The organism is Okeania sp. SIO2F4 (assembly GCF_010672385.1).
Taxonomy (GTDB): domain Bacteria; phylum Cyanobacteriota; class Cyanobacteriia; order Cyanobacteriales; family Microcoleaceae; genus Trichodesmium.
The window spans coordinates 1-6,473 of record NZ_JAAHGT010000547.1; the positions used below are offsets into that span (position 1 = coordinate 1).

Annotated in this window: 6 protein-coding genes; all 6 read right to left on the reverse strand. The window is 37.1% G+C overall.

What is annotated here, in order from left to right; genetic code table 11:
- A partial coding sequence (locus F6K22_RS27165; protein WP_293105264.1) for an SdrD B-like domain-containing protein occupies window positions 1–603 on the reverse strand: 603 nt, incomplete at its 3' end.
- A 305-nt stretch (window positions 604–908) separates the two neighbouring features.
- Complete coding sequence (locus F6K22_RS27170) at window positions 909–1,715, reverse strand: RNA-guided endonuclease InsQ/TnpB family protein (RefSeq protein WP_293105267.1); 807 nt, start codon at window positions 1,713–1,715, stop codon at window positions 909–911.
- A gap of 47 nt (window positions 1,716–1,762) precedes the next feature.
- A complete protein-coding gene (locus F6K22_RS27175) occupies window positions 1,763–2,113 on the reverse strand; it encodes a transposase (protein WP_293105270.1) in 351 nt (116 codons plus the stop codon).
- 830 nt (window positions 2,114–2,943) lie between these two features.
- Window positions 2,944–3,450 carry an NAD(P)H-quinone oxidoreductase subunit J gene (locus F6K22_RS27180; RefSeq protein WP_293105272.1) on the reverse strand — a complete coding sequence of 169 codons (507 nt, stop codon included), beginning with the start codon at window positions 3,448–3,450 and terminating at the stop codon, window positions 2,944–2,946.
- The gene (locus tag F6K22_RS27185; protein WP_293105275.1) at window positions 3,443–4,165 is read right to left on the reverse strand and encodes an NADH dehydrogenase subunit K; all 723 of its coding nucleotides are present in this window, start codon (window positions 4,163–4,165) and stop codon (window positions 3,443–3,445) included. Before F6K22_RS27185 ends, F6K22_RS27180 begins: the two co-directional genes overlap by 8 nt.
- Complete coding sequence (gene ndhC, locus F6K22_RS27190) at window positions 4,156–4,566, reverse strand: photosynthetic/respiratory NAD(P)H-quinone oxidoreductase subunit C (RefSeq protein ID WP_483244165.1); 411 nt, start codon at window positions 4,564–4,566, stop codon at window positions 4,156–4,158. The genes F6K22_RS27185 and ndhC overlap by 10 nt, the downstream gene beginning before the upstream one ends.
- Window positions 4,567–6,473 lie beyond the last annotated feature (1,907 nt).

A 6,473-nucleotide genomic window follows, 5' to 3' on the forward strand; every position in this document is an offset into this window, starting at 1 on the left:
TCCTGGTTGCTGGATTTCCCGAATAGTGTAACTTGCATTTAAGGGTAGGCCAGTAAAACTAAAGCTACCATCGTCCGCACTAACTGATATTAGTTCATCAGGGTCTAACTGACCATTATTATTTTGGTCTAAGTATATAGTAAATCCTGGTAAGCCTGGTTCTGCGGGGTCGCGAAAGCCGTTACGGTTAAAGTCATTGTATTTTACACCGGAAATGCTGCCCAGGCCAACAGGTGGAGGAATAGGACCTCCTATCGTACTACCAAAGGCTATCCTCTCCTCTCTGACCATAGTCCCACCGACTATATTCACCACAACTGGCTCTTGTCTAGTTGAAACAGTACCAATTGGAGGAATCTGTCTTACGAAATATTCACCATCTACTAATCCCAATAAGTCGTAGACACCATCTGGACGACTGACTGAGAATAATTCATTGGGGTCTTGAATACCATTGTTATTCTGATCCAAATAGACTGTAACACCAGATATTAATTGGTCTTCTGAATCAAAGACCCCATCACCATCTAAATCATTAAATGTGACACCTACTATATTGCCAGCCCCGCCAAGTTGCGAGCCTTCTCTTATATCATCATTCACGTTCTAACTCCTCCACCAAAAAATCTATAGTTAATAGTGATTTGTATTTAACTTATGGTTAAAAACCACTAAATCAAGAATACAGATATACATTAAATCAATATGATACTTATTACCCATGACGAGTAAAGCTAAAGCGCAGACGCTGAGGATTATATCAGGTTGATAAGAATGTGACAATTAGATTGGAAAATATACTAGAATAATTTACTTTTAAGGCCATAAGCAAAATTTAAGTATTAAATCTAGTAATATTAAGCACCGCTCAACTAAACTCACTCAAACTTACTCAAAAACCTGAAAGCTTAGTTGAACGCAAGTGGATCGACCACTATAGGGTTAAACGCCAAACCCTTTATTCCTTGGTCTAAGACATCAGGAATTACTTTTTTAATTATATTTAATGACCCATTTACATCGGCATTTAATAATTTATTTTCCCTAGTTTTATACAAGCCTATTGTTACTCTTTTTACACTAAATTTCGGTTTTTTTTCTCCATATTTCGGTAAATTATCTCCATCTAAACAGCTTGATTGAGATGTATAAGATTCTTCTGTAATTATTACTTTTATTCCGATTAATTTGGCTTTATATGTTAACATCTCTATTAATCTATAATGAGGGATCTTCACAAATTGTTGATTGTTATTTTTCTCTAATTTTATCTCTTGTTTCCAATTCTGATTCTGCCCTATAATTAAGATTCCTATTTCATGGTTGACACACCAATCTATTACTCTTTTACTGGCTGTATGGAGATAATTTTCTACTCGACAATTTCGTTGATGAGTTAATTTTTTTAACTTCGGAGAATTATTTTGATTGTCGTTGGTTTTTAATTGAGATTGTAAACAAGAGCGCTGTTTATTATAAAATGTATTAATTGCTTTTAATGGTCTGCCTTTAATCAAAAGAGGTGAAGCTCCTGTTTGATTTGTCGTTACAGCCATTAAGTTATTTACTCCTAAATCTACTCCTGCTACTTGTTGATTTTTTGTGATTTCCTCCTCTTTTTCATAAACTATTTCTATTATGTAACAGCTACTTTTGGGGACGATTCTGGCCTCTATTATTTCTGTCTGTGAGGTGGGAATTTTTATTTCACTCATAGACAGATGACAAATTCCTGTTTTTAAGGCTTTGCGCGTAAATTGATTCATCTGGATAGGGCAGAATATTTCGGCATGCATGTCTTATGTTTATATTTGGGAATTTTCGGTTTTCCTAAAAATTTATTTGGCTGTTTATTCCACTCTTTTAAAGCCGCGAAATAACTTGTCCAGCATCGATCTAATCTCCTAATAATTTGCTTACTTACCTTGGTAGGTAAAGCTTGATAATCGGAACTTTTAGATACCTGATGATAAAGTTCAGTAAAATTTAATTTCTTTTGGTTAGTAAAGAAATTAAGACGATAATAATAGTTGGCTAAGTTAAACAGATTTTTAGACAAAAAAGCCTTGTAGTCAATTTCAGACCAAAAAGGATGATTTTTCGTATTGGACATGACGTTCAACTAGCTTCATACCTTAGTTGTAGCTGATAGGGACTAAATGGATGGACAACTGAACAAACTTACTCATTTTAGTTTGATAGCTATAGCTATGAGTAAGTTAGATAAACTTTAGATAAGTTTTCCCTTTCTGTATTTACCCCACCTATAAATTCTATGCTTTACCCATATCTCTTGAATTCTTTACAGGATAGGGGAGACGGGGGAGAGGGGGAAGAGAAGACTTTCCCTGCTATTTCTCATATCTAGAACAGAGGTGGCTAAAAGCGAATAAGGCAATTTCAGCATTTGCCAACTCTGACTAGCTACTTAAACCATCTCCCCACACGGACGACCCTGCAATGCTTCTAAGACTTATGGGTAAGGGATAGCCTATAAATTAGGGGGGTGCTATCTGGTGTCGGGACGTTGCTTGTTCCTGACAAGTTCCAATTCCAGAGAAAATTTATTTTATCTTCTGAAACTTTAGAAAATAGCTAGATTTTGACATTGGAAATCTCAAGTCAAAAATATTTTCTCTGTCTAATGTTTTTTCACTGATTACCTACAACCTATTTTTACTACAGCGCTTTTCACATTGATGAACCACAGAGTCATAACCAAAACCCAGTAGGGACGTTCCATGGAACGTCCCTACTGTGGTCTACCCAAATGAAAACCGCTGTAAGTAGGTAAGCATAAAATAAACGAAATATTATAGGGCGGGTTTTGAGAGCTAGATTGTACTTAAGTCAAGTCTTTCGGTTAAACCCGCCCCTACAATTTTTTTTTACGTTTAATTAGACCTACTTAACTTACTGAGGTTGAAATTTTTGACCTAAAATTTAGTAGGCATCTTGTAATTCGTAGAATTCAGGAGAAATATAATCCTTACGCAACGGCCAACCTACCCAGTCTTCAGGCATTAAAATTCGTTTGAGATTAGGATGTCCTTCGTAGACAATGCCATACATATCATAAGATTCCCGCTCTTGGAAATCTGCTGACTTCCAAATCCAATAAACGGAAGGAACTCTAGGATCGTCTCTGGGGACAAATACTTTTACCCGTACTTCTTCTGGTTGGTCTACATCATCACTGACTTTGACCAAGTGATACATACTTACTAAATCTTCTCCAGGTCCTGCATCATAAGCACATTGACACTGTAGATAATTAAAGCCATAAGCATACAAAGCTGTGGCTAGGGGAATTAAGAAATCCCTGTCAACTTTGATAATTTCTACTCCTAGATGATCGGGTTCTAAGAATTGATGCTCAAAGCCATTCTCTGTAAGCCATTTTGAAACTTTACCTGCTTCAACTACTGGAGCTTCTTCTGATTCAGCCACGACTTACCTCCTCTGTTTGTGCAGCTTGCAGTGCAGGTGGTACTGACATACCTATTGCTTCTGTCAGCTCTTTTGGTGCAGTTTGACGGTCAGATGTCTGTAGATATTGACCATTCAGAATTGGTTCAACTACTTTCATATTGTGCTTAACACTGTAGTAACGATGAGCTTGCAAGAGTTTACCCCGTTCTTGCAAGGATTCATTCGCAACTTTTTTCCTCAGCTTGATGACGGCATCAATAATTGCTTCTGGACGTGGTGGACAGCCAGGAATGTACACATCTACTGGGATTAATTTGTCTACCCCACGAACTGCTGTAGGTGAGTCCATGCTGAACATACCGCCTGTAATTGTACAAGCACCCATAGCAATGACATATTTAGGTTCTGGCATTTGCTCATAAAGGCGTACCAAGGTAGGACCATATTTCATGGTGATGGTACCAGCAGTAATTAGTAAGTCTGCTTGTCTAGGGCTGGACCGCGGTACTAAGCCAAAGCGATCGAAGTCAAATCTGGAGCCGATTAGAGCTGCAAATTCAATGAAGCAACAAGCTGTACCATACAAAAGAGGCCATAAACTCGAAAGTTTTGCCCAGTTGTAAAGATCGTCAACTGTAGTTAAGACAACATTCTCTGAAAGTTCTTGAGTAACTTCGGGGGGTTGCTCAATCGGATTAATAATTTTTGGGTTTTGATTAGGACTTAAGACCATTCTAAAGCTCCTTTGCGCCATGCGTATACTAAAGCAACCACTAGGATTGTGATGAAAATCAGGGCTTCTATAAAGGCTAGGAGTCCCAACTGATGAAAGGCTACTGCCCAGGGATATAGAAATACTGTCTCTACATCAAAGATGACAAAGACAAGGGCGAACATATAGTAACGGATATTGAACTGTATCCAAGCTCCACCAATTGGTTCTACACCTGATTCATAGGTGCTGACTCGCTCTGGGCCACGAGTTTTTGGCCGCAGTAGCTTAGATGCAGTTAAGGCAAGGATTGGTACTAGGCTGCTAATTATTAGGAAACCTAGAAAATACTCGTAACCACTAAGAACAAACACAATTAACCTACATTTTCTAACAGGACTAGGACTCTTGTCTGTGAACATTATAGAGACCATCAGAGTTATTCTACTGCTAGTCCAGATAATAAGTCAAAAGTTTAAATTTAAAAGTCAAAAGTCAAAAATAATCCCAATTAATTATAAATAGTCATCATAAATTTTTGGTAAGTGGGAAACTAGCCAGTTGCCTCCTAGGTCGGAGCTACCCTATTAACGGCTAGATGGAAACGACTCAAAGGGTTTTAACCCGTAGTCAAGTTGACATATCTAGAGGTTTTCGCTATCATGTGCATGATACAGCGAAAATTCCTATGTATCTAACTCAAAAGAACAAAATTAGAAACTTGTCTGGCCAGGAATTTAAAACCTTGCGACAGTTGTGCAGATTGTCCAAAAATATGTACAACGTGGGGCAATATTGCTGTGAGACAATTTTATTTTGCTGAGGGCGGATATTCTAAGATACGAGTCAAATTACCATTACTGCAAAGATAACGAAAATTACCAGCTACTTCAAACTGATATTGCACAGCAAACTTTAAAAGTTGTAGATAGGTCTTTTAAGTTGTTTTTTGGCTTAATCCAAAAGAAATGCGAAGGTAATTATCGTTTTGAACAAATACCAATACCTAGATACCTCAATAAACAAGGGTATTTTCCTTTGATAATACCTCGAATTAAGGTAAAAAATGGGTATTTTAATATCCCCATGTCTAGAAAATTAAAATCTGAATATGGTGCAGTTAAAATACCCTTTCCTGAAAGATTGATAGTTCAGCAATTAACAATGAACAATTAATAATTAATAATTACCCCTTCTTAAAACTATTTAGGATTGACCAAGAAGGAAAATTTTTGCAGCCTCCCCTATCCCAGGGTCGGCTTCAAGGCGTGAATTGTTGAATGAATAATTAATTGACTATCAACTCTTAATTATTAATTATTCGGTAAAATTATTAAGGAAGTTAGGATAATTCCTAGATATGACGTGAGGTTTTTTGAAGCTGAATTTATTACAGAAGAAGCACCATTAGCAGCAGTAAAAACTGATAATGCACGCTTCAATAGACCAGGGGTTAGACAATAAGTGCAACTTGTGTATTAAATACTGGGTCATCGTTTATTTTGGACGCTAGAAAGCTTAAATCAATCAACCAGTTGTATAACACGCGAAAATTCGCTTATTGCAGTAGACATAGGCGTGATAATCAAAAATCAAATCAATTATCTCCCATCAATTATCAATTCTTTCCCCTTACTCTGTACTCCCGTTCCATGCAACGTCCCTACCTGCATGCAACATCCCTACCTCCGACCTACTCCCTCTTTTCCGGAGAGGTCTAGTCTATAAAGGATAGACAAGGCATCAAAGGTTTAACCAAAAAAACAAGGCGCGCATTACGGTAAATCGGAACAATAAAGTTAGAGATTACTTGAAATTTAGCAGCTAGATACTTAATCAACTGGTGTGCTGAAAACAAAATATCTACTATTGTCCTCGGTGTTAATCGAGGGATGAAAAAAAATATTGATTTAGGTACAAAAACTAATCAAAATTTTGTGCAAATACCACACCATATTTTTAGGTTAAAACGGCTTTGTTGCATGAAAGTATATAGCTGTGGCTAGGCTCCACATATGAATAATGCGCCGAAACTGCTGTAACTATTGTCAGGGCAAACGCATCTCCTGCATTGAAGTTCTGGCAAGGCAAGGATGTCAGGTATTTGAGTATTTATGCTTATTACTTCTATAAATCTTAACGGTAAAAGCTTCCAGAATTTAGATGGGTTTGCCGTGTAACTATTGTCCAATAGATGAATAAAACATCAATCTCCCGAAAGTGAGCGATCTCTAGCTTCGTCTGACTGTACATGAACTAAAAATAACTATTGTCCAATAGATGAATAAAACATCAATCTCCCGAAAGTGAGGGATATAGCTGCTAAAGC